Source organism: Gilvimarinus sp. F26214L, assembly GCF_054401055.1.
In genome coordinates, this window is record NZ_JBTIYG010000017.1 from 17,769 (window position 1) to 43,276 (window position 25,508).

The window sequence follows — 25,508 nt, forward strand, 5'->3', positions numbered from 1 at the left end:
CCGGGAAGTAGGCGCCTCCTTCGACCTGACAATTGACAGGTCATACCATCGTCGTATAGTTGACAATCACAGCACGTAAACCGGCCTACGGACATAACAATAATGGCTACTTCGCTCGCTGCTGTTCACAAGCTCTATATCGGACGCAAACGCAGCCTCTTTCTCGGTGCTGGCCATGTTCCGCTCCGGGAGTATACGGTGGGTGCCGATCAACTGCTGGTCTGCCTTTCCGGGGAGATTGTCTGGCATCGCTCCAGTGGTTCTCGTGAGGTTTTCAGAAGCGCTCTCCTGCGTGCAGGCACCCGCGTCAAGGTCCATGAACTTGACAACGAGTCGACCGTGGCCGCCGTTTGCTTCCTTGATCCGATCGGTCAGGATTTCGCAGCCCTGGAACGGGCCATGGGCGAGTGCAAGGAAGGAGTGTGGCTGCACCACAGGGATGAAGCCCACCTTGCCTGGACCCTGCGCCAGATCAGGGATCAGCGACTGCCACCTGCCGAAGCCTTCGACCTGATGGAAACTCTTGTTTTTCCACCCTGGTTGGATCGCGCGGCGCTGCCGCACTGCGATCCACGCATCGTTCGGGTCGTACAAAGAATCAGGGAAAGCGCTCGTTCCAACCTGCCTGTCAGTCAACTGGCCGAAGAAGTGCACCTGTCCGAATCGCGCCTGGTAAAGTTGTTTAAGAGCGAGATCGGAATTCCCATCACCCGCTACCGGCTGCGTTACCGGGTGATGGTGGGCGCGGTCTACCTTTCCCTGGGGCGCTCGGTCACTGAAGCCGCCCTCGCCGCCGGCTTTGCCAGCACAGCGCATTTTTCCAAATGTTTCGTAGCCATGATCGGTACCCAACCTTCTACAGCCTTCCTCGGTTCTCCGTACCTCGACATCAGCCTTTCGGAAGATGTACTGGGCGCGGTCGCCGCCGCCCGGGGCGAACCCGGCACGGCCTCCGAGCCGGACCCCGCATTGGATCCATCAACCCCCTGAGCCGATAACGCGCGAACAGCGCGTACCGCATTTGGCTCACCAACGCCGACTACTCTGCAGACGCAGGCTCTGCTGTTATAGTATTGTGCCTATAGTTTTATTTATGGAGCCGATCGATCGGGGTAGCTTTGTGAAAGAACCGCATTGGATTTATGCCGAAATCAACAAACTGGAAGAGCAACTGGAAGATTACTGGTCCACTGCCCGCAATCACGTCCACTACACCGTTCGAAACGGAAAGGTCCGATTCGATCGCGCAGTGCGAATTGCGCAGCGTCGCTACAAGGTTCACCTGCTCAGCTACATCGCCCGCGCGAAGCCGCTGCATGTCATTACAGCACCGGTGATCTACGGCATGGTTATTCCCATCGCGCTGTTTGACCTCTTCCTCAACCTGTATCAGCAGATCTGCTTCCGCGCGTACGGAATCCCCCGCGTACGACGTGCTGATTACATGGTGCTGGACCGCCACCAGTTGAGCTACCTGAATGGACTGGAAAAACTTAATTGCCTTTACTGCAGTTACGGCAACGGAATGGTGGCCTTCGCCCGCGAAGTGCTCGCACGGACCGAGCAGTACTGGTGCCCGATCAAGCACGCAAAGCGAGTGAAGGGAGCGCACAACCGCTATCGCAAATTTGTGGAGTACGGCGATGCGAAGGCCTACCGCGAGCAACTCCCGAAGTTGCGCCGGGACTTCGAAGACAAGGGCGCCGGCAGGATTGCGGTGGAAGAGTTGGACTGACAGCCTGCCGCCGGAGGTTCCTGCTCAGGCCGATCGCAGCGTGTCGTAGGTGTGCTCCAGATCCACGCGAACCAGAGCCGCCGCGAGACGTGGGAAGTCCTTCGGTGGAACCAGCTCCGCCAACTCACTGACTGTACGTCCTACTCCCAGCTTGGCGGCGGTCTTCAGAACGCGCGCATCCCCGTAGGGATACACTTCTGTCCAGACCCCCTGAATCTCTCGCAGGAAGATGTCGGCCCCCACCGGGCCAATGCCTTTGAACTCCATCAGCCTTTTTTTCAGTTCGCCCACGTCGCCATCCGCGGCGTCCCGCAAGCGGCGGAGGTCGCCCTGATAGCGCTCCAGCAACAGCTGAGCAGTTTGACCCAGCCGGGTGGAGCCACTCTCGTCATAGCGTTTGTAGCCATGCCAGGTGATCACGTCCACCCGCTCCTGCCAACTCGCCTGAGCCATCTTGCGAGGCGTTGTCAGCCCAGCTTCGATCAGCGCCCGCGTTGCCTCCAGAGCGTTGTGGGCGGGAATACGCGCACTGAACAGCAGCGCGGCAACCAATAACTGGAACAAAGCGGAGGGCGTGTTCTTCTGCACGGGTATCGCCAGTTCCTCGGCGAAAGTCCGCCCGTGCTGTTTCAGCAGCTTCTGTATCAGAGCGCTCCGCGACGGTGATTCGCGCTCCCGCATAATCAGCTCCTGTGCGCTGGGTTCCACGCTCCGGACTCAGGGGCTATTGGGAGGCAGGTTGCAAGGCAAGTGCCCAAGGGAACAAGGCGCCCCATTGGAACGCCCTGTCTTTTTAGTACTGGATATCACCGACCGTCGACGGAGAACACGAGCAGCACGTTGCCGTCCTGGCCCTTTGCCGCGCCGGCGCTGCCACCCATGCTGCCCGCGTTCATGATGCCGCCGTAGCCGGAGTTCATGAACAGCATGCCTTTGGCCATGGTCGGTCCCGTTGCGTTGATGGAGCCTCCTTTCACCTCGAGCCCGTTCACCGTCTGGTAACTTTGCTTGGTGTCGAATTCCCAGAGAATGCTGCCATCCGAGGTGGAGTAGGCGCGCAGCATGCCGTCGAGAGAACCGGCAAACACCGCGCCGGGCATAGCGCTGATCGCCGCCGACAAACCATTACCGCAGCGTCCGCCGTCGCCGCATTGGGCCTTCGGCGCGGGGGTGTGCCAGAGCGTTTCTCCCGTAGCGATGTCGAGGGCTGTCAGCCCCGGCTTGCGCAGATCGGGCTGAAAAACCGCTGTGTCTGTTACCGGAACATACACGGCTTTTTCATCCGCCGCGGAACCCCACTGGATGCCGCCGAGAGCGCTGCCATGGCCGACCTTCCGTTCCCAGACGATCTTGCCCTTGTTGTTCACATCCATGGCGTACATGATCCCGGACTTCTGGCCCGCAAGCGCCAGGGTCGTGTCGCCGGCTTTGCGAAGAATCACCGAACTGCCGAAGTCGTAATCCGGGCCCACCTCTTCCGGGCAGTTGGCGTGTCCGCCTCGGCCGAAGCAACCGACCAGGAAGTTATCGCCTTCCAGGACCTGATTCTTCCATTTCACTTCGCCGGTTTTCAGATCCATGGCGACGATTGCGTCCGAACCATCTTCCGGCACATCCGTGTAGGAGTCGCCGGTGGCAACATAGAGCACGCTGCGTTCGAGGTCGATGGTGGGCGCCGACCAGATGGCGGCGCCCGCGGGGCCGAACATGGGCTTGCCCAGCTTGTTGGTTTTGTGCTGCTGCGGCTCTTCATCGATGACGTAGGTCCGCCACTTGATCGCCCCGGTTTTGGTGTCCAGCGCAACCACGTTTCCACGGAAGCGACAGCACTCGTAATCCGGGTTGACGGCCGCGGTCTCCTCGAAGGAGGACAGTGGCACGTACAGCGTGTCCTCGTGCAGGATGGGCGCACCGGTGACTCGCGCCTCCTCCAACTCGCCTACCTGGGTCTTCCAGAGTCGCTCGCCTGTCCGGGTGTCGATTGCGTGGACGAAACGATCGGTTGTGCCTACGAATACCGCCTGCTGGTCCGTTCCCGGAATGGGGCCCACGCTGACGGTCGCCCGCACACCTGCGTCCGGGTCGTAAACCCAGTGGCTGCAGCCCGTTCCCACGTCCAGTGAGTAAACCCGCCCGGGTGCGGCCGCAACAAATACCTGGTCGCCGGCGATGGTCGGCTGGCTGTTATGTCGACCATTGGGGTAGGCAAAGGACCATTTCACCTTGAGGTTCTTGATGTCCTTTGGGCTGAAACCGGGCTCCGGGTGATAGCGGCTGTTGTTCAGGTCCCGGCCCCAGCCGTTCCAGTGAAGATCGCCTGCTGCGATCGGCGCAGCCGGTTCGGCGCAGGCGTTTAGCTTCCAGTCGGGATTGAGAGTGGACCCGGTGGGCATCTTACCGGTCACATAGATGGCTATGCTTCTGACTTCGGCTTCGTCGAGCCCTTTCGCATGGGGATACATGCTGCCCTTGGTCAGGGCGTTGATGACGTAGTCGGCCGAGCGCAATTCCAGCTGGCGCCGCGGCGGAACGTAGTCCTCCGGATTATCGTGGCAAAGTGCGCATCTTTCCTTGTAAAAGGGCTCGCCCTTTTTCATCGCGTCCTGCAGAGCGGTGTCGGCATCCTGAGCCTGGGCCGGGCCGGCGAACCAGATTGCAACGCTCGCCAGTATCGTAATTCCTTTCTTCATCCTTAAAACTCCATCCAAAAAAAGAGCGGGCACGCCCGCTCCGGTTTGTTCTCGTTGTTTGCACACGTCCCACCTGCGTTGTTTGAGCTACTGCTCCTGCGATTGAGCTGGCGCGGAGGTTTATTCTTCAGCAGTCGCACCAGGGCAGGGAAGTACCTGAAAAGAAAGAACACAAAAGACGTGAGCATTGGGCCGATTTAAACACCTCACCCAGAGGGAGTGGACAGGCTTTACATAAATTTATCGCACCGAAGAACCCCGGCCTACCGTCGACCTACAGGACCACGTCGGCCTTATCGCCTTTGCTTTCCAGCCATTCCTTGCGGTCTGCAGCGCGCTTTTTGGCGAGCAGCATGTCGAGAATCTGGTTGGTGTCATCGCCGTTCTCAATCGTCAGGCGAACCAGGCGGCGCGTATCGGGCGCCATGGTGGTCTCGCGCAATTGCAGCGGGTTCATCTCGCCGAGGCCTTTGAAACGCTGGACGTTTACTTTGCCTTTTTTCTTTTCGGCGGCGATTCGATCCAGAATGCCCTGCTTTTCGCTGTCATCCAGAGCATAGTAGACGTCCTTGCCCACATCGATACGGTACAGGGGCGGCATGGCGACGTACACGTGCCCGGCCGTGACCATGGGTTTGAAGTGACGGACGAAGAGGGCGCACAGCAGGGTGGCAATGTGCAGGCCGTCCGAGTCAGCATCCGCCAGAATGCAGATCTTGTGGTAACGAAGGTTATCCATGTTTTCGGAGCCCGGCTCGATGCCGAGCGCAACAGAGATATCATGCACCTCCTGTGAGGCGAGCACTTCCTGGCTATCCACTTCCCAGGTGTTCAGGATCTTCCCACGCAGGGGCATGATGGCCTGGAACTCGCGGTCGCGTGCCTGCTTGGCGGAACCGCCTGCGGAATCACCCTCCACCAGAAACAGTTCGCCGCGGGTGGGGTCGTCGGAGGCGCAGTCCGCCAGCTTGCCCGGCAGGGCTGGCCCCTGGGTGACCTTCTTGCGGACAATTTTTTTGGCGGAACGAACGCGCTTTTGCGCGTTGTTGATGCAGAAGTCCGCCAGCTTGTCCCCTTCCTCCGTGTGCTGATTCAGCCACAGGCTGAATGCGTCCTTGGCAACGCCGGAAACAAAGGCCGCGGCCTCGCGCGAGGAGAGACGCTCCTTGGTCTGGCCGGAGAACTGGGGATCTTCCAGTTTGGAGGAGAGGACGTAGGAACAGTTGTTCCACAGGTCGTCGGGTGCCAGCTTTACGCCGCGTGGCAGCAGGTTGCGGAATTCGCAGTATTCGCGCATGGCTTCCATCAGCCCGGTGCGCAGACCATTGACATGGGTGCCGCCCTGGGCGGTGGGAATCAGGTTGACGTAGCTCTCCTGGGTAAGTTCACCGCCTTCCGGGAGCCACTGGATCGCCCAGTCCACCGCTTCCGTAGTGGCGGTGAAGGTGCCTACGAAGGGCTCCTCGGGCAGGGTTTCCCAGCCGCGAGTGGCTTGCAGCAGATAATCCTTCAATCCATCTTCGAAATACCACTCGTCCTTCTCACCACTTTGCTCATCCGTGAACACAACGTGCAGGCCGGGGCACAGAACTGCCTTGGCACGCAGCACGTGGCGCAGGCGCGAGACGGAGAATTTGGCAGAGTCGAAGTATTTGGGGTTGGGAAGAAAGCGGATACTCGTTCCGGTGTTGCGCTTACCACAGGTATCGACGACTTCCAGCTCTGTTGCTTTATCGCCGTTCTGAAAGCCCATGCGGTAAACATTGCCGTCGCGACGAATAGTGACTTCCAGCAGCTTGGAAAGCGCATTAACCACCGACACCCCCACCCCGTGGAGACCGCCGGAAAACTGATAGTTCTTGCTGGAGAATTTACCGCCGGCGTGCAGGGTGCTGAGGATGACTTCCACGCCGGGCTTGCCTTGTTCCGGGTGAATGTCCACCGGCATGCCGCGACCATCATCGTTGACGGTGATGGACTGGTCCTTGTGCAGAATCACTTCTATTTTCTTCGCGTGGCCGGCAAGCGCTTCGTCCACACTGTTGTCGATGACTTCCTGCGCCAGATGGTTCGGCCGGGTGGTGTCCGTGTACATGCCCGGTCGCTTGCGAACCGGTTCCAGGCCCGTGAGTACTTCAATATCTTCTGCGGAGTAGTTCGCCATAATTGCCTGTGAATGCCTGAAGTTTCAATCAGCGGTCAGCGGAGCTGCCGGTATAGAATTCGTGGATGTCCGGCAGCCAACGCTCAAAATTCTGAAAGCTGTGATCGCCACCTTGCTCGACCAGTTGACGGCAACCTTTGTACCGCTCCACCGCCCGTCGATAATCCAGGGTCTCATCCCCGGTCTGGACCATCAGCCAGTAACGAGCCGGGTATTGTAACTCTTCTGTCTCGAGCTCGCGCAACTGCTCGATGTGCTCGGGACCGAGTCGATAGTGGTCGTCGGTGTGGTAGTTCTTGAGATCCTGGTCCAGGTAGGCACTGATCAGCTCGTACGGAGCGACCGCCGGGTTGATGAGCACAGCCGGCAGTCCGTACTTCTCCGCCAGCCAGGTGGCGTAGTAGCCGCCCAGGGAGCTGCCCATGAGGTAAACCGGCTCTGAAGCGGCGTTCTTCACAATGTCCTCGAGCTGCTCAATGGCTTCGGCCGGATAGGCGCTCAGGAAGGGGCAGGCGTAGTTCACCTTGGGTCGGTTCTCCTGAAGCCAGGATTCAACCTGCTGCGCTTTGTGGGACAGTGGCGAACTGAGAAAACCGTGGATGTAAAGAAGAAGGCTCATCGCGGGCGCCTCTGGTAGATTTCCGGGGCTGATTCGGCGCACGGGAGTTTACGGGCTGAGCCCTCAGAGTTCCACCGGCTTCAGGCGGGCGGCGCCCCGGGGCCCGCTTGTGCCTGCAGCGGAGCGATCAGTATCCCTGCGAGGTAAACTGGATCGGGTACTGTTTGTCGGCGATTCGCTCCACGCTGGTCTCGAAGCTGCCATCCGGGTTCAGCACGAACCAGCGATAGCCGGGCATCAAACGGTCCACCGCGAAGTCATCGCTGCGGGACTTGAATTGAATGGATGTGGACGGCGTGGCGAGAAGCTGCACGTTGTTGCGTCGCTGGGAAAACTCCTGATGGACATGACCCCAGACGACTGCCTTCACATGCTCGTACTGGTCGATGATCTTGAAGAATGCATACTCGCTGCGGACCTTTTGCGTGTCCACCCAGGCGCAGCCCACCGGCACCGGCTGATGATGCATGAAGATCAGCACGTGCTTGTCGCGATTGTTGGAGAGCGCCTCATCAAGGAGGTTCAACTCCGCCTCCACCAGGTTGCCGTGGGTGTGGCCAGGCACCTGGGTGTTGAGCAGCAGAATGAGCCAGTTCCCGATGTGCAACTCCTTGGTGAGCTGCTCGTCGTTCATCGCTTCGTTCATATCCACGGGGGAGTCGTGGTTGCCCGGCAGCCAGCCGAATGCACTGAAGTCGATACCGCTTTTCTCGAGGATTTCCAGGAACCTGACGTAGGTGCGGGCACCACCGTTGTTGGCAATGTCCCCGGTCGTCAGGAGCAAATCCCAGCGAGCGTGGTGTTCGCGCACATGGGCGATAACGTCGTTGAGACTCTCGTTGGTGTTGAGGCCCAACAGCTCTTCGCTATTGTCCGGACCGATGTGGCAGTCCGTGAGCTGCAACAGGCGAATCGGCTGCTCGGAATCATGGGCAATCTGGCGTCGCTTCGCTTCCTGCTTTGGTTTGCTTTCCAGAGTTGTTTGCATCGTTTGTATCCGCGAGGATCGGGCCCGCACCGTTGCCCGTAATCGTTGCTTTTGTCAGACCCGGTACTGTTATTTGTAAAAGCCGAGGTCCGCCAGGTCGAAGACCAGACGACCTTCCGCCTGACAGTGGCTCAACCACTCGGCGAGAAAACGATTGAGTTGTTCTTTTTCGTTGCTTTGGTACATACCCGGGTTGGGATAGTCATAGCGCGGCTTGAACCGACGATGTCCTTCCCAGGCTGTAACTTCAGCCATGTCTGCGTCGTGATACATGCATACCCGCAGGCGAGGCGCTTTCAGGGAACTGGCAACCCCGTCGGCCGGCTGGCTGAGCTCCAGGGTTGTGGTGTACGGCGCGCGGTCGACCACCTGCACCAACAACTGTCCGGCTCGTTCGTCCGCTCCGATGTGAAACAGCCACTCGTCGCGTTCAGAAAAATCGGGGAGGATTTTTTTGAGACGAAGGTAGTTCGCCTCGCAGTCCGCCTGCTGGCCGGAAAGGTCGACGCGATACCGCGGTTTGCTGTCCCGCTTTTCGCGCGCAAACAGTGGCCGTGGCGCCGACAGGGGGCGGAACTCCCGGTTCGGTGCCGAATCCGCGTTCCGCTTTTTGAGAAACAAACTTTTTACTGCTGAACTCATTCAATTCTGTACCGTTGTGCGCGCACGAACTCGCCGCCAGGCGGCGAGCCACTCTGGGAATCGTGGAGCGCAAATCACTGACCGGGTTATCCCGTCGACCTTCGCAGCCGGCGGGCAGTTATTGCTCGCGTCTGACCTGCAGCCATTGCAGGCAGATCATGGTGGCCGCATTGTTGAAGCGCCCACCGTAAAGGTTTTCAAACACTTCCGCTGCCGGAAGTACGTGGAGCCTGATGTCCTCGTTTTCATGGTCGAGGCCGTAAATTCCACCCGCTCCGTCCAGATCGCAGTAGCCGCAGTAGAGGTGCAAACGCTCGTTGCTGCCGCCCGGACTCGCCAGGTAGTTGCAGATGTACTCGACCCGCTCGGGCACCAGGCCAGCCTCTTCCTTAACCTCTCGCAGCGCCACCTGTTCCGGGCTTTCCTGGCTATCGATGATACCAGCCACTACTTCCATGCACCACGGCCCGAGGGGCTCTTCGAGGGCACCGACGCGGAACTGTTCCACAAGTCCGATCAGGTCGCGACGGGGATCGTAAAGCAGCACCCCGACTGCTTCATGACGCAGGTACAGCTCGCGACTGATTGTCCCACTCCAGCCACCGGCGAAGAGCCGATGGCGGAGTCGCAGCTCCTTCATTCGGAAGAAGCCGTCGTAGACAACTTCTTCCTGTTCGATTTCCACATCCTGCCGGTGGAACTGAGGTTTATCGATACTCATTCCGGTTCCGCCTCAGCGGGCGAGTGCTGTTTGACATAAATTTCCCCGCCTTGCTCCTTGAACTCCCGGGCTTTCTGCTGCATCTCGGCTTCCACATCAATCATCCGCACGGCCAGCTCTTCCGTTTCGGCGACCCTTTTATCCTGTATAGCATAGTCGCGCACTTCCTGACTGATTTTCATGGAACAGAATTTCGGTCCGCACATGGAGCAGAAATGGGCCACTTTGGCGCTCTCCTTGGGGAGCGTCTCGTCGTGGTAGGCCCGGGCGGTGTCCGGGTCCAGGCCGAGGTTGAACTGGTCCTCCCAGCGGAACTCGAAGCGGGCCTTGGACAGAGCGTTGTCCCGCAGTTGCGCGCCCGGGTGGCCTTTGGCCAGATCCGCCGCATGAGCGGCAATTTTGTAAGTAATGATGCCCTCTTTCACGTCGTCCTTGTCCGGCAGGCCCAGATGCTCTTTGGGGGTCACATAGCAGAGCATGGCACAGCCATACCAGCCGATCATGGCGGCACCGATACCGGAGGTGATGTGGTCGTAGCCCGGGGCGATATCGGTGGTCAGGGGCCCAAGGGTATAGAAGGGCGCTTCGCCGCACTCGGCGAGCTGCTTGTCCATGTTCTCCTTGATCAGGTGCATGGGAACGTGACCCGGACCCTCGATCATGGTTTGCACATCGTGCTTCCAGGCGATTTTTGTGAGTTCACCGAGGGTTTCCAACTCCCCGAACTGAGCCTCGTCATTGGCGTCGGCCACCGAACCGGGGCGCAGTCCATCGCCGAGGGAGAAGGACACATCGTAGGCCTTCATGATCTCGCAAATGTCCTCGAAATGGGTATAGAGGAAGCTCTCCCGATGGTGGGCGAGACACCACTTGGCCATGATGGACCCGCCGCGGGAGACGATGCCGGTCACTCGCTTCGCAGTGAGGGGAACGTAACGCAGCAATACACCGGCGTGAATTGTGAAGTAATCCACACCTTGCTCCGCCTGTTCGATGAGCGTGTCCCGGAACACTTCCCAGGTGAGGTCCTCGGCAACGCCTCCCACCTTCTCCAGGGCCTGGTAAATCGGCACGGTGCCAATAGGCACGTGAGAGTTGCGCAGAATCCACTCACGGGTCTCGTGGATGTTCTTGCCCGTGGACAGATCCATGATGGTGTCCGCCCCCCAGCGGGTGCCCCAGGTGAGCTTTTCCACCTCTTCCTCGATTGAGGAGCCGAGGGCGGAGTTGCCAATGTTGCCGTTGATCTTCACCAGGAAGTTCCGGCCAATGATCATGGGCTCCAGTTCCGGGTGATTGATATTGGCCGGGATGATGGCCCGGCCGCGAGCCAGTTCGCTGCGGACGAATTCCGGGGTGATGCCCTCCGAAAGGGCGTCGGGAATGGCCGCCCCGAAGGACTCACCCCGATGCTGGCTCGCCAGAGGACCTTGGCCTGCGGCCGCCATTTCCTTCGCCCGCTGGAGGTTCATGTTTTCCCGAATGGCCACGTACTCCATTTCCGGGGTGATGATGCCCCGTTTGGCATAGTGCATCTGGGACACGTTGGCCCCTGCTTTGGCTTTGCGGGGCTGGCGACGATGGGAGAAACGCAGGGCGGCGAGCGTTGGGTCGTCCAGGCGTTCGGCGGTAAAGCGGGAACTGACACCCTCGAGCCACTCGGTATCACCCCGTGCGTCGATCCAGGGCCCACGCAGATCCGGCAGGCCTCGCTGCGGGTCGATGTTCGCCTCCGGGTCCGTGTAGGGACCGGAGGTGTCATACACCCAGACAGGCGGGTTTTCCTCACCCCCAAAATCCGTCGACGTGGCCTGCAGGGTGATTTCCCGCATGGGCACCCGCACCGGGTGCTGCTGCCCCTCCACATAGATTTTCCGGGACGCCGGAAAAGGTTGGACCGCCTGTTGATCGACCTGGGTCAGTGGTGCCTTGTGACTGCTCATGGTGCCTCTCCGTTGTTTGTGTTGTTGGGTGCTGGGGGTTGGCGGGGACGTCGGTAGGTTGGCGCAGGTTGGGTTAGCGCAGCGTAACCCAACATTAACCATACTTTTGCAGAACCGTTGGGTTACGGCCGTTGGGTTAAGGCCTGCGGCCTGACCCAACCTACGGAACGTGCCGGTGTCACGTTTCGATCCGCCACAGATGATCTACCGGGCCGGCGCCCGAACCGACACGAATCCGGTCGGCGTGGGCGATGGCGCCGCTCAGGTATTGCTTGGCTGCCCCCACAGCCGCCTCCATGTCCCGGCCTTGGGCCAGGCCGGCGGCGATTGCGGCAGCAAGGGTGCAGCCGGTGCCGTGAGTGTTGCGGGTGTCGATGCGCGGGGCGCGGAACCAGCGGGACCGAAGGGCGCCGTCCGCCGCCCAGAGCAGCAAATCACTGGCCTGGTCACCCGGCAAATGGCCGCCCTTGAGCAATACTGCCCTTGGGCCCATTTCCAGGAGAGCTTCCGCCTGCCGCTCCATGGCCTGTTCTGAATCCGCCGGAGCGCAGTCAAGCAGTACAGCGGCCTCGGCGGTGTTTGGGGTGATGAGATGAGAGAGCGGCAGCAAGCCGCCGGTGAGACTGGCCACCGCCGAGTCATCCAGCAGGCGGTCGCCACTGGTGGCCACCATGACCGGATCGCAAACTAGAGGAAGGTCAGGGCGCTTGCTCAGTTCGCGCGTTACTTCAGCGATGACGGTGCTGTTGAGCAACATGCCCAGCTTGACGGCCCCGACCGGCACGTCCTCCAGCACGCTGGCAATCTGGCCGGCCACACTGCCCTCGGGCAACGGCCAGACGCCGGACACGCCATGCGTGTTCTGGGCGGTCAACGCCGTGATGGCAGCGCAGCCATAAACCCCCAGAGCCGTAAAGGTTTTCAGATCCGCCTGGATGCCGGCACCGCCGCTGGGATCACTGCCGGCAATGGTCAAGGCGATGGATGTGTTTTGTGACGCCATTATTGTGCGCTCCGGTTTCGGCTGATTCAGTTCAGTTGAAAACCTTGAGCGGACGATGGACGGGAAACGGGAGGAGGGGCAAGAAATGGACGCTGCGCCACTGTGTATCTCGTTTCCTACGCCAGCATGAACTGGATCAGGTTCACGGGTCTTTCTCAGCCCGCACATTCCGTGCGGACACCCCGACAAGATGATCGCCGCAGTCTAGTGAGTCCCGCCTGGACTGTAAAGGAGAGTCAGGTGTGGGCCATGGCTTCGGGACCCTTGGGTCGCAATGTTGTGAAGCCCAAATCGGGCGCGGAAATATTTAACAGAATTTAACCCCGCACGTGAGGCGCCAACTCGACCTTTTGTGGTCAAAACGCTACACTCGGCGCGGCATTTCTCGTCACACAGGGACACTGAAAGAATGAAATTTCTCTCCCCTTCAGCAAGCGCGGTTTGCTTGCTCCTGGCCAGCGGCCTTACCCACAGCGCCACACTTCTCGAAATTTACGAACAGGCCCTGGACAACGACCCCGAACTCGCAGCCGCCCGCTCCGCCTATGAAGCCGGGCTGGAAAACAGAAAGATCGGTTTGTCCGCTCTGCTGCCGCAGATTTCCGGTTCCGCCTCTTACGAAGAAACTGACGGCAATAACGTGACATCCGGCCCGCAGGTCTTCAGTGGGAACATCTTCCCGGACGCGACAGACGATACGTCCTCTGAAGGCGATACCACCAGTTGGTCCGTTCGCTTGCAGCAGCCCCTGTTCGACATGGGAGCCTGGTACTCCTACAAGTCGGGTGCTGTAAACACGGAGGCGGCTCTCGTCCAGTTCAAGGCCGATCAGCAGGACTTTATTGTTCGCGTTGCCACGGCGTATTTCGATGTGCTTCGCGCAATCGACACCCTGGAAACCGCACTCGCAGAGCAGGAAGCGCTGGAATCACAACTGGAGCAAACCCGCCAGCGCTATGAAGTGGGCTTGACCGCAATTACGGATGTGCATGAGGTTCAGGCACAGTACGACAGCGCGGTGGCCAGTGCCATTGCGGCCCGCGGTAACCTGGCCATCTACTACGAAGCGCTGGAAGTTCTGACCGGCCAGCCCCACGACCAGGTCGCTCCCATCGAGGAAGACTTCCCGGTTACGGACCCGGTGCCGGCCCAGCGTGAAGCCTGGGTTGAGTTCGCACTGCAGAACAACTACAGCCTGCAGTCCGCCCGGCTCAACGCGGACCTGGCCGAATTGACGGCGAAAACCCGGCGAGCGGATCACCTGCCGACGCTGAACGCTGTGGTTGGATACTCAGAGTCGGAGTCCTCTTCGGACCGGTCCACGGTCAGTAACTTTATTGACCAAAATGAAGATAGCCCCACCTTTGGCCTGCCCATTAGCAGGAGAGTCGACACCTACCGGGACACCGAAAACGATGGATGGTCTGCAGGTTTGAACTTGAGCGTTCCAGTTTTCAGTGGCGGGCGCGTTTCCGCCCAGCGTCGCCAGGCCTATGCCCAGGCCATGCGCGCTGACGACCTGGCCCGCCTGACCCAGCGCCAGACCATTCAACTGGCCCGCGCCTCCCACCTTGCGGTGGAGACCGGCGTGGTCCGGGTCGAGGCCCTGCGCCAGGCGATCGTGTCCAACCAGAGCGCCCTGGAGGCCACCCAGGCCGGCTATGAAGTGGGGACCCGTACCCTGGTCGACGTCCTGCTCGCCCAGCGCAACCTCTACTCGGCCCAGCGCAACTACTATGACGCCCTGTATAACTACATCCTCGACACCCTGAGCCTGAAACAGGCAGCGGGTACTTTGAGTCCCGAGGATGTGGTGAAGCTGAACGAATGGCTGAATGCCCAGAGTCAGGTGTCGCCGGCCGACTTCGCCCAGTAAGTCTCCACCACTTCAACAAGCTTCTCCAGCGCGCCGCGGTTGGCTTCGGCCACCGCGAGTGCGCGCTGCCCCATTGCCTCCCGACGCCCCGCATCACTCAGCAACTCCCCGACCAGTGCCGCCAGGGCATGCTGATCCTCCGCAACGGCCATTCCATCGGCGCCCTGCAACAGGCGTGATGCTTCGGAAAAATTGAACAGGTGGGAACCACTCAGGACCGGCAGGCCCCAGGCGGCAGGTTCGATCAGGTTGTGACCACCCACCGGCACCAGACTCCCTCCGACAAATGCGAGATCCGCAGCGCCGAACAGCATAAGCAGTTCGCCCATGGTGTCCCCCAGCAGAATATCGGTTTCCGAGGAAACCGGCTCGGCGGCACTCTGGCGCTGCACCCGGAACCCTCGCTGCTCGCACAGTGCGGCCACCTCATTGAAGCGTTCCGGATGGCGTGGCACCAGAATAAGGAAAAGCTCCGGGTGGTTCCGACGCACCGCCTCGAAACTGCTGAGAATCTGCTCGTCTTCCCCGCGGTGGGTACTGGCGGCAATCCACACGGGGCGGGGAGCGGCAGCAACAATCTCGCCCTTCAGTTGCGCGGCTCGCGCCCGCAGGGGCCCTGGAATGCTCAGATCGAATTTGATGTTGCCGGTCACATGGCTTTTGGCCGGGGGCAAGCCCAGGGACTGCATCCGGCGGGCATCATCCACGTGCTGTATGGCCGCCGCGCTGAGTCCGGCGAAGACGGGTTCCATGAGCCGGGAGACCCTGCGATAACCGGCGGCGGACTTTTCCGAGAGGCGACCGTTAGCCAGGATGGTAGCGATCCCGCGCTCGCGACATAGGGCCACGGTGTTGGGCCACAACTCCGTCTCCATAATAACCAGGCACTCGGGACGGATGCGCTTGAGAAAGCGGCCAATACAGGTAGGCAGGTCATAGGGCGCGTAAACATGAAAAACGGAATCCCCGTAGAGCTTGCGCACCTGCTCCGAGCCCGTGGGTGTGGTGGTGGTGACCACGAAGCTGGCCTCCGGGTGCCGTTCCATTAACGCCCGCACCAGAGGCGCGGCGGCGATGGACTCGCCAACCGACACGGAGTGCAGCCAGAGCACCGGACCTTTCAGACGGGGCGCCGGGAAAATCCCGAAGCGTTCGCGCCAGCGGCGGGCGTAGGCGGGTGCTTTGCGCGCACGCCAGAGCAGTCGCGCGAGAATCAGGGGCAGGGCCAGGTAGAAGACCAGTGTGTAGAGCCAGCGCATTCTTTACTCGTGTTGGACGAAGCGTTTGGTGCCAGTGCCGATCCGGTCCCGGGAAATCCGGGTCCCGAGCCAGTATACTGTGCCCCGCCTCAGTATTAGCGAAGCGCCGGATTGTGCAGTTCGGCACGCGCCCTGTCCACCGCACGCCGAGAGTACCGTCCACCGGGAGTATCAATGATCCAAACGCCCCCTTCACGTACCGTAGAGCTGGATATCGCCATTGTCGGCGGTGGCATCGCGGGCCTTTGGCTGCTGAACCGCCTGCGCGGGCAGGGCTACCAGAGCGCTCTGTTCGAGCAGGGCTCCCTCGGCAGCGACCAGACGCTTGCCTCCCAGGGCATGATCCACGGCGGAATCAAGTACACCCTGGCCGGGGCACTGTCCAAGGCCTCGGAATCCATCGCCGACATGCCCGCCTACTGGTCCCGCTGCCTGGCGGGTGAGGGCAACGTGGACCTGCAGGGCGCACACCTGCTGAGCCGCCATTTCTACTTCTGGTCCAGCGACGGCGTGAGCTCCCGCATGAGCACATTCTTCGCCAGCAAGGCAGTGCAGGGACGGATAGAAAAACTGGACCGGGCAAACTACCCCCCGCTGCTGGACAACCCGGCCTTCAAAGGTCAGGTCTACCGCCTCACGGACATCGTTCTCGACGTTCCCAGCGTGCTCCAGACCCTGGCGGAGCGGGCTGGCCCACGGGTCTTTTCTCTTGCAGGCAGCGAATACCAGTGGCACCGGGACGGCAGGCAGGCCGAACTGTGGATCCAGCACGGCAGGGAGTCCCTCCGGGTACGGGCCCGGCGCTTCGTATTCACAGCCGGCAAGGGCAATGCGGACCTGCTGGCCGCTCTGGGCCAGGAAAAACCGCGCATGCAGTTGCGACCGGTCCATCAGGTCTGGGTGAAGCACAACCTGGACTATGACTTTTTTGGCCACTGCCTGGGCCCGGACACCACGCCGCGCATCAGCATCTCCACACACCCCAGCGCCGACGGGCGCCGGGTCTGGTCCCTGGGCGGCGGGATTGCGGAAGCGGGCGTAAAGCAAAGTGAGGCGGAAGTGATCGCCAGCGCCCAGCGGGAGATACGACAGCTCCTGCCCTGGGTGGACCTGAGCGGCGCCGAATGGCTGGCGCGTCGCATCGACCGGGCGGAGGCCCGCCAGCGCAACTTTCTGCGCCCGGACAAGGCCTACGCCAAACCCGCCGATGGATTGGAGAACGTGATTGTGGGCTGGCCCACCAAGCTGACCCTCGCTCCCAACCTGGCCAACGAAGTGCTGCACCTGCTGCAACGGGACCACATTGAAGCCGGCGACGACCGGGCCGCGGAACTGGCCGTGCTGCCTACGGCGGAAGTTTCGCTACCCCCCTGGGACCGCTAATGCAATCCCGGTTTGGATACATACACCTGACACCCATCGCCTGCGCCCGCATGGGGCGCGGATGAAAACGCCGCAGAAGAGGACCCACCGTCGATGCGCGAAACCCTAACCCGACGCCCCCTGGGCAACACCGGACTGATGGTCAGCCAGTTGGGCCTGGGCACCGTGAAACTGGGCCGGGACCAGGGCGTAAAATACCCACATCAATTCAAGATACCGGACGACCGGGAGGCCGCCTCCATCATAGCGCTGGCCAGGGACCTGGGCATCAACCTGATCGACACAGCCCCCGCCTACGGCAACAGCGAAGAACGCCTGGGCACGCTCCTCAAGGGGCAACGACAGGACTGGATTATCTGCAGCAAGGCCGGCGAAGAGTTTAGCAACGGAGAGTCCAGCCACGACTTTTCCGCCACCCACCTGCGCTACAGCGTGGAGCGCAGCCTGCGCCGCCTGAACACGGACTATATCGACATCCTGCTCCTTCACTCGGACGGTCGGGACCGGACCATTGTTGAAGGCGGCGCACTGGAGACCCTCGCCCAGCTAAAAAAGGAAGGCCTGATCCGGGCGATCGGCATGTCCAGCAAGACCGTGGAGGGGGGCCTGCTCGCCGCCAAACAATCCGATTGCATGATGGTGACCTACAACCTTCAGGAGCGTGAAGAGGAACCGGTCATCGATTACTGCCACCAGCACAACAAGGGCGTGCTGCTGAAAAAAGTTCTGGCCAGCGGCCACATCGCCGCGGGCGACAAGGCCGACGCACTCCAACAGAGCATGGACTTCGTGTTCTCCCACCCGGGAGTCACCAGCGCGATAGTGGGCACCATTAACCCGAAGCACTTGAGACAGAACGTGGACGCTCTCACGGGCCGCTGATCGTCAGCCCGTCGCAACGCCCAAAGCGAAGAAGTTGGCCCCCAGACCCGCCGTTACCCACCAGAGCCCACACCAGCAACTCTCAGTTTTTGCGCATCTCAGTTTTTGCGCAAAGCTATGCCCCGGCACAATGCAGTTTGGCCATGGGACGGGGTATTTCGAAACCCTGGCGGCATGGATGCCGCGAGGGAGCTACATGGATGTATTCACCGCGTTTTCGAAATACCCCGTCCCATGGCCAAACGGGCCAGAGGCACCCACCTACAAACTGATCCTCGATCGTCACGACCCCTCTCGATCGTTATCCCTGATCTTGTCCACAATGGCCGTGGTCGAGCAGTTGTCATACAACGACAAGGCACGCACTACACCGCCATACTGCTTGACGATATCCGCTCCGACCACCTGATCATCACTGTAGTCGCCGCCCTTCACCAGCACATCAGGCTTGATCGCGTGCAGAAGATTCTCGGGAGTGTCCTCCGGGAAGCTGATAACCCAATCCACCGCCTCCAGGCCAGCGAGCACCGCCGCGCGGCGGTCCACCGGATTGATGGGGCGGCCTGCGCCCTTCAATCGGCGGACCGAGTCATCGTCATTGATCGCCACAATTAAACGATGGCCCAGCTTTCGCGCCTCTTCCAGGTAGCCCACGTGACCCGCGTGAATGATGTCAAAACAACCGTTAGTGAACACCACCGACTCCCCCTGATCCCGGGCATCATCCAGCGCCACCAGCAACTGATCCAGGGAAACGACGCCCCGTTCCGAGCCACTCTCCTGCTGCACCGCCCGGCGCAGTTCCGGCCCGCTCACCACCGCCGTACCCAGCTTGCCCACCACAATGCCGGCAGCCAGATTGGCCAGCGCCACCGCCTGGGCGTAGCTTTCACCGGCAGCGAGGCTGGCGGCCAATACAGCGATCACCGTGTCCCCGGCGCCAGTAACATCGAATACCTCACGGGCGCGCGCCGGGAGGTGAAGCTCCGGGTGACCGGGTAAGAGCAGCGTCATGCCGTGCTCACCGCGCGTCACCAGCAAAGCGTCCAGTTCGAGCTCTTCAATCAGCCGCGTGCCGCGAGAAACCAGCTCCTGCTCCGTGGCGCAGGGGCCCACTACCGTTTCGAACTCGTGCAAATTGGGAGTTAACAGCGTCGCGCCCCGGTAGCGGGCAAAGTCGGCGCCTTTCGGGTCCACCAGTACCGGCACCGCGTTGGCCCTGGCCAGAGCGATGAAACCTTGTACGTCCTGCAGGGTGCCCTTGCTGTAATCGGAAAGGATGATCGCGCCCGCATTACTGAGGAGCGACGCCACTTTTGCATAGCAACCCTGGCTGTCCGCCTCGCCGTAAGATTCTTCGAGATCCATCCGGATGAGCTGCTGGTGACGGCTCATCACCCGCAGCTTGGTGATCGTGGGTTTGTCGGCAGACTGATGGAAGTCCGCGTAAATGTTTGCGGCACTCAAGGTTGCCTGCAGCGCCTGGGCCGCCTCATCGTTACCGACCACGCCAGTAAGAGAAGCGCCGGCGCCAAGGGCAGCAATGTTCAGGGCCACGTTGGCCGCGCCACCGGGGCGGTCTTCCTGCCGACCCACTTTAACCACCGGTACCGGCGCCTCGGGAGAGATCCTTGACGTGTCGCCATACCAGTAACGGTCGACCATTACGTCGCCCACAACCAGAACCTGGGAGTTGTTGAAACGGGGCATGGTCAGTTGCATTGAGTTCTCCGTGTACGTCTGGGTGGTGGCTGTGGAGGATGGGTGATCGCTACTCTTCCTTGAACTGGCCCGCGTGGAGTTTTGCATAGGCCCCGTCCATTGCCAACAGCTCCCGGTGGGACCCCACCTCCACAATGTGGCCGTCCTCCATCACCACAATCTTGTCCGCATTTTCGATGGTGGACAGCCGATGGGCAATGACAAAGGTGGTGCGGTTCTTAACCACCTTCTCCAGGGCGTCCTGGATCAGGTTCTCCGATTCGCTGTCCAGTGCCGAAGTGGCTTCGTCCAGAATCAGAACCGGCGCATCCTTCAGGAAGGCGCGGGCGATGGACAGACGCTGGCGCTGGCCGCCGGACAGGCGAGTTCCGTCTTCGCCGATCTGGGTATCCAGGCCGTCGGGCAATTTGTCGATGAACTCAAGAGCATGGGCATTGCGCGCGGCGGCGATTACTTCCTCCCGGCTCTTGGTGGCCAGGTCCCCATAGGCGATGTTGTTGTGAACCGTATCGTTGAACAGCACCACGTCCTGAGTCACCAGGGCAATCTGGCGGCGCAGGCTCGCCAGCGAATACTCATTGATTTCCCGATCATCCAGCCGGATTGCGCCAGTGGTGTGATCGTAGTAGCGGGGGATGAGGCTCACGAGGGTGGACTTGCCGCTGCCGGAGCGCCCCACCAGAGCCACGGTGGTGCCGGGGGCAACCACCAGATCGATGCTCTCCAGGGCCGGCTTGTCCGCGCCCGGATAAATGAAGCTGAGGTTCTCGAACTCCACCTTTCCCTGAACCCGGTCCACTTCGTAGCGTCCCTCATCCTTCTCGCCCGGCTCATCGATCTGCTCGAATACGCTGTGGGCCGCTACCAGGCCTTTCTGGATTTTGCCATACACGTCGCTGAGCTGACGCATGGCCTTTGGAAGCAGCCCTACCGCGACCATGTAACCCACCAACTCTGCCGCGCCACCGGTGCCGATGAAGCTGATGGCAATCAACATCAGCGCGCCCAGGGCAATGGCCACAATGAACTGGTTGACCGAGGTGGCCAAATTGGCGGTGAATACCATTTTGACGTTTTGCCGGTAGGTGTAGCGGCTGGCGTCCCGAAAGCGGCGCTTCTCATATTCCTCACCGCCGAAACTGCGCATGACGCGATAGCCGCCGATCATTTCCGAGGAGATGCTGGTAATGGCGCCCATGGCGGTCTGCAATTTGCCACTGATACGGCGCAACCGTTTGCCCGCAATGGAAACGAACAGCGCAATGACCGGCGCGATGGCAACAAAGACCATGGTCAACTTCCAGTTCGTATAGAACAGATAGGCCATGACCAACACCACGGTGAACCCTTCCCGCAGAATGATCTTGAGCGCTTCTGTGGCGGCAACAGTCACCTGGGCCACGTTGTAGGTGATCTTCGAGATCAGGTGCCCGGAACTTTGTTCATCAAAGTAGCTGCTGGGCAAGGTGGTGAGCTTGTTGAACACTTCCGTGCGCAGGGAGTGGACAATGTTTTCCGCCACCACCGCGATGGCGTAGTTGCCTACAAATAAACCGATACCTCGCAAGAGATAAATGAAGACCACCAGGTAGGGCACCAGCAGCAGCTCATCGCTGAATGACGAAAGCCAATCCCAATCAGGCGTAAGCTTGTCCGCAAGCCCGCCCAACGGGCCGGTCGCTGTCTCGGTTTCGTCCCGGGCCGGTGCATCGCGGTTTTCCAGCGCACCGATAAGGAACTCGGTGAGCTTGGCGAGCATGGGCTGAGTACTTGCGTAGATGAAAAACCCCAGCACGTTCAACGAGAACATGAACAGGTGCGGACGCAAATAGCTCAACAAGCGCAAGTAAATGCGCCATTGGCCGGGTTGGTTCTGGGATATTGCCTGTGTTCGTTTTGCCACTAAATTATCTTTGCTTTGCGTTGCGTTAAGGGGCTGAGGAGCATTTGGCCGTGCTCCGTTATGGGTGATTTTCGCCCGGGGGTGCGAGAACGGACCGATAGAGGGCTTCATAGTCATCAGCCATCCGTTCTGCTGTAAAGTTTTCCAGTACTCGCCGACGGGCGTTGTCCCCGATGGTCCGGTTTTTTTCCGGGTGATTCTGCATGACCCGGCGCATGGCAACCGCAATGGACTCCACTGAGTTGGGGTCCACCAGCAAGCCGTAGCGCTCACCGGGAACCAGCTCCCGCATGCCGCCGGTGCGTGAAGTAATCACCGGCAACCGGCAGACCATCGCTTCCGCGAGGGCGAGCCCGAAACCCTCCCGAAACGACGGCATCAGGTAGGCGTCCGCGTTCTTGAGGATGTCCGGAACGTCGGTGCGATAACCCAGGAGCTGAACCCGGTCCTTCAGGTCCAATGCCGCAATGGATCGGCGAATCTCCGCTTCCATGGGCCCTGTACCCACGATGGCGAGCCGGGCCTGGGGAAAGTCCCCGGCGAGCGCGGCAAAGGCGCGCAGCACACCCTGGTGATTCTTCACAGGGGCGAGGCGTCCGACCATGACGAATATGAAATCCTGGGGACCGAACTTGGGAAACAGATTTTCCCGGTCAACACGCGAAGGAGCAAGGAAGGGCTCGCAATCCAGACCATTGGGAATCGCCGTCACCTTGCCCGGATCCAAAGCGATGTTCAACTTGAGAATATCGGCAACACCGGCTTCCGAGACGGAAACGACTTTTGCCAATTTGCGGAAGGCAAAAAAATTGACCAGTTTACGGCCCCAACCCACCTTGCCGCCGACGATGCCGTGCAATATGGCAATTACCTTGGGCTTGCGCTTTGAGAGCATCGCAGCCAGCACACCAATGGGAATGCTGCGCCGGTACTGGCAGACCACCAGATCCACCTCGTATTCATCAATAATGGCCGCCACCCGTCGGATCGTCTCCCGGTTCCTCCAGTTCACCTGCTTGAGAGGAATGCGGCAGTAGACCGTTTGTGCCGCTCGCTGCTCCATGCCATTCCTGCCGTCCGGCTTGCCGGACAGATAGCAAGTCACCGTGCGGAAGTCCTTGCTGTCGGGTTTCACCATATTGTTGATGAGAGGAGCGTCGAACCGGTAAATTTTGTTAAGTTGGAGAACCGTCGAGGTCATGAGTGAAGAGATCCTGGCTGGAGCACAGCTAGCGGCAGCTTTTCCGGACTACTATCCATCCGCAAGTGGAACAGTGTGAGTCCTACAGGCGGCCTTGCGCGGCCTGTGCCGCAGGGGCGCCATTATACATGTCAAGCCAGCTGTCGCACCTTGGGTTGTTTGCTCTGCCTCCCATCCCGGAAAAGGGAATCTCTGGCTCCACACTTATGGCTGTATCCCCTGCGCCAAGCCCTTTATGATAGGCCGCTTTCCGTTGCAGCTGAGCGCCGGCCCGCCCGCGCGCAGCCACTGACACAGATGCAAAGCCCATGACTGATTCCACCGCCGAGCCCCTGGACTGGAGCGGGCTCTACCGCTTCCGCCGCGCGACCCAGAAGCGCTACAAGACCATCTGGGCACTCCCCATCAAAAAGCGCCATCATCAGCTGGTGAGCGAACGGCTGGCGGACATCGACTCCATCCTCGAACTGGGAGCGGGCAGCCGCAACTTCTACGACCTGATGCGGAAAAAGAAGCAGAATCTGCACTACAAAAGCTTCGACATCGACCGAACCCACGCCCACGACTTTCACCGCCTGGAAGACATCGCGGGCGAGTACGACGCGGTGTGCATGTTTGAGGTCATAGAACATGTGCCGCCGGAACTCGCCCACAAGATGCTGCGTACGGCCTTCGGGCACTTGAGACCGGGTGGTCTGCTCTTCGTGACCACCCCCAATACCTTCCATCCACCCGAGTACCTTCGGGACGCCACCCACATTACGCCATGGTGCTACGACGAGCTGGGTGCGGTTGTTCAACATGCCGGCTTCGAACTGGAAGCTCTGTACCGCCTGTATCAGGACCCTCTGCTGCTGAAGCTGCTGCGGCGCTGGATTTTTCAGCCCCTGTTTCGCCTGCTGGGGCTGGATTTCAGCAAGCAGGTGATCGCCGTCGGCCGCAAGGGCGCCTGAGCCCATGAACCAGGTGAGCCACAAGGGAAGGATCCTGTTCATTTCCAAACGCAGGGACGCCGCGTCCAGCCGCTACCGTATTTTTCAGTACTGGGACTATCTGCGCGCGGCGGGCTGGGAGCTGGACTATCTACCGGCCACCCGCGGTCGCCTGCAGATGCTGCGGGAATGCGCGCGCGCGGACGTGGTGGTGATCCAGCGGCGCTTGTTCGATCCGCTCACGCTGGCTCTGATGCAGCGGGTCAACCCGCGCCTGGTGTTCGACTACGATGACGCCATCTTCCTGCGGGACGATGGCGGTCCCTCCCCGCGGCGGATGAAGCGCTTCCTGAGCACCACGGGCCGGGCCCGGCTGTGCCTGGCGGGAAACCGCTACCTGGCGGACCACTCCCGCTGCCCCCGCACGGTGGTGTTTCCCACCACGGTGGAGATGGCCCGGTACGGGGACATCAAGGCCGGCAAGCCCCCGGCTCTGACCCTGGTCTGGATCGGCAGCCGATCCACCAGCCGCTACCTGGAACACCATCGCGAAAGCCTGGAAGCGCTGGGGCAGGCGTTCCCGGAACTGAGCCTGAAGGTGATCGGTGACTTCACCATCGATTTCGCGCCCCTCAAGACTTATTGCATCCAGTGGTCCGAAGAGGCGGAGGTCTGGGAGTTGGCGAGCGCTCACATCGGCATCGCACCCATGACCGACGACCCCTGGACCCGGGGCAAGTGCGCGCTGAAGGTGATTCAATACATGGCCTGCGGCCTGCCGGTAATTTCCTCCAACAGCGGGGCGAACGCGGAAATCATCCAGCCCGGCATCAATGGCTATCTGGTGACGAGCACACAGGAGTGGATCGACGCGGTGCGCCAACTCCAGGACGGCGAGTTGCGGCAGAAGATGGGAACGAATGCCCTCCAGCGCGCCCGCGATCACTACAGTGCAGGAGCGCTGGCAAAAACCATGGACGAACTGTTCACGGAACTGCTGGCGTGACTCACTGAACCGCACATCGAGCTTTAAAAGTGAGCGCTCACCGTCAGCCACGGCAGCGGTTTCCCGCGGCTGCCCACCTGGCCAGGGGACAGGGGCCAGTCAGCTTGATCCCGGGGCTCCCTCTTGCAGAAAGGCAAGGTCCGCCTTCGCATCAGGGTGCTGGTATTTTTCATGGCGACGAGACAGTTTCGCCAGCCAGTGGCGGGTCGCCCGGGTGATTCCCGCTTCCGGCAGACGATTCCATCCCTGGCCCCATTGGGTTCGATAGCACACCCAGAACGCTGCGAGATCCTCTTCCGCCAGCCCCAGCTCGACACCGTTCAACAGGAATCGTGCGAGGTCCCGCCCGCGCGCGGACATCGAAGTCGTTTCGCGCGCGCTTTCGAGGTCAAGCAGGTAGATGTCGCCACCACTTTCCATCAGGTTGCCGAACTTGTAGTCCCCATGGACCCAACCAAAATGGTGCAGCTTGCCCAGCAGACTACCGGCCTGCTGCGTCAGCAAGGCTTTCTCAGTTGAGGACATTCGGCTCCAGGGCACCCGGCGAAAGTCCTGCCCCTGCAAAAGACGAAAGCACAGATAACCCAGGCGAGGCGGGGAAACGGTTCCAGCCGAGATGAGCTCCGGCAGCGGGAACTCGTCGCCTACTTCCCGGTAGAAACGTTCCAGGGTTCGGCGCTTGCGATGGAAGCTGAAGCTTCTCAGGGGACCGGTCAGCCCATAGGTTTTCACGACCACCGGGCTGCCGTCCTCCAGGTGCGATTGGTATACGCGGATTCGTTTGCCGTCCTTGAGCAACTGCCAATGGTCCCGGTTTAATGCCGACTGGTTCATTCGAG

Annotated in this window: 21 protein-coding genes and 1 riboswitch; of the genes, 7 read left to right on the forward strand and 14 right to left on the reverse strand. The window is 60.7% G+C overall.

What is annotated here, in order from left to right; translation table 11 throughout:
* Window positions 1-102: 102 nt before the first annotated feature.
* Complete coding sequence (locus ACURWW_RS15495) at window positions 103-990, forward strand: helix-turn-helix transcriptional regulator (protein WP_445617814.1); 888 nt, start codon at window positions 103-105, stop codon at window positions 988-990.
* A gap of 130 nt (window positions 991-1,120) precedes the next feature.
* On the forward strand, window positions 1,121-1,735 hold the full coding sequence (locus ACURWW_RS15500; RefSeq protein WP_445617815.1) for a hypothetical protein: 615 nt from the start codon (window positions 1,121-1,123) through the stop codon (window positions 1,733-1,735).
* A gap of 24 nt (window positions 1,736-1,759) precedes the next feature.
* On the opposite strand, the gene ACURWW_RS15505 is transcribed toward ACURWW_RS15500, so the two are convergent.
* From ACURWW_RS15505 to thiD, 9 genes are all read right to left on the reverse strand, one after another.
* Window positions 1,760-2,443, reverse strand: coding sequence for an HhH-GDP family DNA glycosylase (locus tag ACURWW_RS15505; RefSeq protein WP_458618511.1), 684 nt, complete (start codon window positions 2,441-2,443; stop codon window positions 1,760-1,762).
* A 98-nt stretch (window positions 2,444-2,541) separates the two neighbouring features.
* A complete protein-coding gene (locus tag ACURWW_RS15510) occupies window positions 2,542-4,425 on the reverse strand; it encodes an outer membrane protein assembly factor BamB family protein (RefSeq protein WP_445617817.1) in 1,884 nt (627 codons plus the stop codon).
* Window positions 4,426-4,699: 274 nt separating this feature from the next.
* A complete protein-coding gene (gene parE / locus ACURWW_RS15515) occupies window positions 4,700-6,589 on the reverse strand; it encodes a DNA topoisomerase IV subunit B (RefSeq protein WP_445617818.1) in 1,890 nt (629 codons plus the stop codon).
* Window positions 6,590-6,617: 28 nt separating this feature from the next.
* Window positions 6,618-7,208: a YqiA/YcfP family alpha/beta fold hydrolase gene (locus ACURWW_RS15520; RefSeq protein ID WP_445617819.1), complete on the reverse strand. Its 591-nt coding sequence runs from the start codon at window positions 7,206-7,208 to the stop codon at window positions 6,618-6,620.
* A gap of 127 nt (window positions 7,209-7,335) precedes the next feature.
* Window positions 7,336-8,196, reverse strand: a complete 861-nt coding sequence (gene cpdA / locus ACURWW_RS15525) for a 3',5'-cyclic-AMP phosphodiesterase (RefSeq protein ID WP_445617820.1) — start codon at window positions 8,194-8,196, stop codon at window positions 7,336-7,338.
* Between the two features lie 69 nt (window positions 8,197-8,265).
* Window positions 8,266-8,838 carry a DUF1249 domain-containing protein gene (locus ACURWW_RS15530; RefSeq protein ID WP_445617821.1) on the reverse strand — a complete coding sequence of 191 codons (573 nt, stop codon included), beginning with the start codon at window positions 8,836-8,838 and terminating at the stop codon, window positions 8,266-8,268.
* Between the two features lie 118 nt (window positions 8,839-8,956).
* Window positions 8,957-9,559 (reverse strand): NUDIX domain-containing protein, encoded by a 603-nt coding sequence (locus tag ACURWW_RS15535; protein WP_445617822.1) that lies wholly within the window; start codon window positions 9,557-9,559, stop codon window positions 8,957-8,959.
* Window positions 9,556-11,502: a phosphomethylpyrimidine synthase ThiC gene (thiC, locus tag ACURWW_RS15540; RefSeq protein WP_445617823.1), complete on the reverse strand. Its 1,947-nt coding sequence runs from the start codon at window positions 11,500-11,502 to the stop codon at window positions 9,556-9,558. Before thiC ends, ACURWW_RS15535 begins: the two co-directional genes overlap by 4 nt.
* A gap of 178 nt (window positions 11,503-11,680) precedes the next feature.
* Window positions 11,681-12,505 carry a bifunctional hydroxymethylpyrimidine kinase/phosphomethylpyrimidine kinase gene (thiD, locus tag ACURWW_RS15545; protein ID WP_445617824.1) on the reverse strand — a complete coding sequence of 275 codons (825 nt, stop codon included), beginning with the start codon at window positions 12,503-12,505 and terminating at the stop codon, window positions 11,681-11,683.
* Window positions 12,506-12,601: 96 nt separating this feature from the next.
* Window positions 12,602-12,700: riboswitch (TPP riboswitch) on the reverse strand.
* 214 nt (window positions 12,701-12,914) lie between these two features.
* Between thiD and ACURWW_RS15550 the strand changes: the two genes are divergently transcribed.
* Window positions 12,915-14,381, forward strand: a complete 1,467-nt coding sequence (locus tag ACURWW_RS15550) for a TolC family outer membrane protein (RefSeq protein WP_445617825.1) — start codon at window positions 12,915-12,917, stop codon at window positions 14,379-14,381.
* On the opposite strand, the gene waaA is transcribed toward ACURWW_RS15550, so the two are convergent.
* On the reverse strand, window positions 14,351-15,640 hold the full coding sequence (gene waaA, locus ACURWW_RS15555; RefSeq protein WP_445617826.1) for a lipid IV(A) 3-deoxy-D-manno-octulosonic acid transferase: 1,290 nt from the start codon (window positions 15,638-15,640) through the stop codon (window positions 14,351-14,353). The two genes, ACURWW_RS15550 and waaA, sit on opposite strands and share 31 nt — an antisense overlap.
* A 174-nt stretch (window positions 15,641-15,814) precedes the next feature.
* Between waaA and ACURWW_RS15560 the strand changes: the two genes are divergently transcribed.
* Entirely contained in the window at window positions 15,815-17,023 is a 1,209-nt protein-coding gene (locus ACURWW_RS15560; protein WP_445617827.1) for an FAD-dependent oxidoreductase, read from the forward strand.
* Window positions 17,024-17,116: 93 nt separating this feature from the next.
* Window positions 17,117-17,905 (forward strand): aldo/keto reductase, encoded by a 789-nt coding sequence (locus ACURWW_RS15565; protein ID WP_445617828.1) that lies wholly within the window; start codon window positions 17,117-17,119, stop codon window positions 17,903-17,905.
* A 282-nt stretch (window positions 17,906-18,187) separates the two neighbouring features.
* Here the strand turns inward: ACURWW_RS15565 and hldE are convergent, their stop codons facing one another.
* From hldE to ACURWW_RS15580, 3 genes are read right to left on the reverse strand one after another with little or no spacing between them, the layout of a single operon-like run.
* A complete protein-coding gene (hldE, locus tag ACURWW_RS15570; RefSeq protein WP_445617829.1) occupies window positions 18,188-19,627 on the reverse strand; it encodes a bifunctional D-glycero-beta-D-manno-heptose-7-phosphate kinase/D-glycero-beta-D-manno-heptose 1-phosphate adenylyltransferase HldE in 1,440 nt (479 codons plus the stop codon).
* 49 nt (window positions 19,628-19,676) lie between these two features.
* The gene (msbA, locus tag ACURWW_RS15575) at window positions 19,677-21,530 is read right to left on the reverse strand and encodes a lipid A export permease/ATP-binding protein MsbA (protein WP_445617830.1); all 1,854 of its coding nucleotides are present in this window, start codon (window positions 21,528-21,530) and stop codon (window positions 19,677-19,679) included.
* Window positions 21,531-21,588: 58 nt separating this feature from the next.
* Window positions 21,589-22,731 carry a glycosyltransferase family 4 protein gene (locus tag ACURWW_RS15580; RefSeq protein WP_445617831.1) on the reverse strand — a complete coding sequence of 381 codons (1,143 nt, stop codon included), beginning with the start codon at window positions 22,729-22,731 and terminating at the stop codon, window positions 21,589-21,591.
* A 308-nt stretch (window positions 22,732-23,039) separates the two neighbouring features.
* On the opposite strand from ACURWW_RS15580, the gene ACURWW_RS15585 reads away from it, so the two are divergent.
* Together ACURWW_RS15585 and ACURWW_RS15590 are read left to right on the forward strand one after the other, a co-directional pair.
* Window positions 23,040-23,684, forward strand: a complete 645-nt coding sequence (locus ACURWW_RS15585) for a class I SAM-dependent methyltransferase (RefSeq protein ID WP_445617832.1) — start codon at window positions 23,040-23,042, stop codon at window positions 23,682-23,684.
* A gap of 4 nt (window positions 23,685-23,688) precedes the next feature.
* Window positions 23,689-24,669 carry a glycosyltransferase family 4 protein gene (locus tag ACURWW_RS15590; RefSeq protein WP_445617833.1) on the forward strand — a complete coding sequence of 327 codons (981 nt, stop codon included), beginning with the start codon at window positions 23,689-23,691 and terminating at the stop codon, window positions 24,667-24,669.
* Between the two features lie 99 nt (window positions 24,670-24,768).
* On the opposite strand, the gene ACURWW_RS15595 is transcribed toward ACURWW_RS15590, so the two are convergent.
* Window positions 24,769-25,503, reverse strand: a complete 735-nt coding sequence (locus ACURWW_RS15595; protein WP_445617834.1) for a lipopolysaccharide kinase InaA family protein — start codon at window positions 25,501-25,503, stop codon at window positions 24,769-24,771.
* Window positions 25,504-25,508 lie beyond the last annotated feature (5 nt).

Excerpts from the sequence above, each read along its gene's own strand:
- ACURWW_RS15495 (WP_445617814.1), top strand. The coding sequence starts at position 103 with ATGGCTACTTCGCTCGCTGCTGTTCACAAGCTCTATATCGGACGCAAA.
- ACURWW_RS15510 (WP_445617817.1), bottom strand. The coding sequence starts at position 4,425 with ATGAAGAAAGGAATTACGATACTGGCGAGCGTTGCAATCTGGTTCGCC.
- parE (WP_445617818.1), bottom strand. The coding sequence starts at position 6,589 with ATGGCGAACTACTCCGCAGAAGATATTGAAGTACTCACGGGCCTGGAA.
- ACURWW_RS15520 (WP_445617819.1), bottom strand. The coding sequence starts at position 7,208 with ATGAGCCTTCTTCTTTACATCCACGGTTTTCTCAGTTCGCCACTGTCC.
- cpdA (WP_445617820.1), bottom strand. The coding sequence starts at position 8,196 with ATGCAAACAACTCTGGAAAGCAAACCAAAGCAGGAAGCGAAGCGACGC.
- ACURWW_RS15530 (WP_445617821.1), bottom strand. The coding sequence starts at position 8,838 with ATGAGTTCAGCAGTAAAAAGTTTGTTTCTCAAAAAGCGGAACGCGGAT.
- ACURWW_RS15535 (WP_445617822.1), bottom strand. The coding sequence starts at position 9,559 with ATGAGTATCGATAAACCTCAGTTCCACCGGCAGGATGTGGAAATCGAA.
- thiC (WP_445617823.1), bottom strand. The coding sequence starts at position 11,502 with ATGAGCAGTCACAAGGCACCACTGACCCAGGTCGATCAACAGGCGGTC.
- thiD (WP_445617824.1), bottom strand. The coding sequence starts at position 12,505 with ATGGCGTCACAAAACACATCCATCGCCTTGACCATTGCCGGCAGTGAT.
- ACURWW_RS15550 (WP_445617825.1), top strand. The coding sequence starts at position 12,915 with ATGAAATTTCTCTCCCCTTCAGCAAGCGCGGTTTGCTTGCTCCTGGCC.
- waaA (WP_445617826.1), bottom strand. The coding sequence starts at position 15,640 with ATGCGCTGGCTCTACACACTGGTCTTCTACCTGGCCCTGCCCCTGATT.
- ACURWW_RS15560 (WP_445617827.1), top strand. The coding sequence starts at position 15,815 with ATGATCCAAACGCCCCCTTCACGTACCGTAGAGCTGGATATCGCCATT.
- ACURWW_RS15565 (WP_445617828.1), top strand. The coding sequence starts at position 17,117 with ATGCGCGAAACCCTAACCCGACGCCCCCTGGGCAACACCGGACTGATG.
- hldE (WP_445617829.1), bottom strand. The coding sequence starts at position 19,627 with ATGCAACTGACCATGCCCCGTTTCAACAACTCCCAGGTTCTGGTTGTG.
- ACURWW_RS15580 (WP_445617831.1), bottom strand. The coding sequence starts at position 22,731 with ATGACCTCGACGGTTCTCCAACTTAACAAAATTTACCGGTTCGACGCT.
- ACURWW_RS15585 (WP_445617832.1), top strand. The coding sequence starts at position 23,040 with ATGACTGATTCCACCGCCGAGCCCCTGGACTGGAGCGGGCTCTACCGC.
- ACURWW_RS15590 (WP_445617833.1), top strand. The coding sequence starts at position 23,689 with ATGAACCAGGTGAGCCACAAGGGAAGGATCCTGTTCATTTCCAAACGC.
- ACURWW_RS15595 (WP_445617834.1), bottom strand. The coding sequence starts at position 25,503 with ATGAACCAGTCGGCATTAAACCGGGACCATTGGCAGTTGCTCAAGGAC.